The 1,222-nt window shown below is 62.6% G+C and carries 1 protein-coding gene; it reads right to left on the minus strand.

Going from position 1 to position 1,222, the window contains the following annotated elements; translation table 11 throughout:
• Positions 1–1,099 (minus strand): IS3 family transposase gene (locus tag EBO15_RS43425; RefSeq protein ID WP_122200214.1). Its coding sequence is split into 2 segments (ribosomal slippage), with 1,100 coding nucleotides annotated over them: positions 1–880 and positions 880–1,099; the frame shifts between segments, so codons are not numbered across the junction. This gene is flagged as partial in the annotation.
• Positions 1,100–1,222: the final 123 nt, after the last annotated feature.

The raw sequence follows: 1,222 nt of genomic DNA on the forward strand, positions 1-1,222 counted from the left end.
TACTCGGTGTGGACCTCCCATGGGGTTCGGTACCCGTTCGCCGAGTGGAGCCTACGTCGATTATAGAAGCCTTCGATGTAGCGCATGACCGCGCGGAGGGCTTTGGCTCGTGTGGCAAACACCATATGATGCAGCCACTCGTTCTTCAACGCTCCGAAAAATGACTCTGCGAGCGCGTTGTCCCAGCACACGCCAGTCCGTCCCACAGAGCGGCGCATTTCATATCGATCGAGGTGGCGGCCGAACTCGGAACTGGTGTAATTCGACCCGCGGTCGGAGTGGAAGATGCAGTCGGGTTCGATGTCGATGTTGCCCGCTGCGGCGTCGAGCGCGTCGGTGAGGAGGGAGGTTTTGAAATGGTCGGCCATCGCCCATCCGACCACCATCTTGGAGTGGCAGTCGATGACGGTCGCCAGATAGGCGAACCCTTCCCAGGTGGGGATGTAGGTGACGTCGCCGACGAGTTTGGTTCCGGGTGCGGCGGCGGTGAAGTCCCTTCGTACCAGGTCGGGGATGGCGTCCGGCCCCTCGGCCAGGGTGGTGACCGGCCGCCACGGTCGCGGCTGCACCGGCACCAGGCCGAGCTCGCGCATGAGCTGCCGCACCAGCTCCAGCGACACCTGCTCGCCGGACCGGACCAGCACCGCGTGCACCCGCCGGTGGCCATAGGTCTGGTGATTGGCCTGGAACACCGCCTCGATCATGAGTTTCAACCGCGTCCGGCGTTCGGTGGTGCCCGAGGCCGGCCGTGATCGCCATTCATAGAATCCTGAACGGGACACATGTAGCCAGGTGCACATGTCGACGATGCTGTGGTTGGCCTTCTCCGCGTCGATGAACTCGTACTTGGCGGTTACGGGTGTTCCTTGGCGAAGAAGGCCGCGGCTTTTTTCAGGAAGGCGTTCTCTTCCCGTAGCTTCCGGACCTCACGTTCGAGCTGAAGTTCCCTCTCGCTCTTACGCCCGCCCGAGTCCGCCGCGTCCTGTCCCCCTGCATCATGCTTCAGCCGGTATTCCTTCACCCAGGACCCAAGGGTGGTCTCATGCAGGTCCAGTTCCCGGGCCACATGGGTGATCGGGCGTGGCCCGTCCAGCACCATGCGGACAGCCTCGTCCTTGAACTCCTGCGAGAAGTACCGCCGTTTACGCCTTGCCAATGACCTTCCTTCCGGTTCGTCCACAATCCTAGCTATGGACGTGTCCGGAAGATCCGAGGCACCTCA

Source organism: Actinomadura harenae (assembly GCF_003696215.1).
Classification (GTDB): Bacteria; Actinomycetota; Actinomycetes; order Streptosporangiales; family Streptosporangiaceae; genus Spirillospora; species Spirillospora harenae.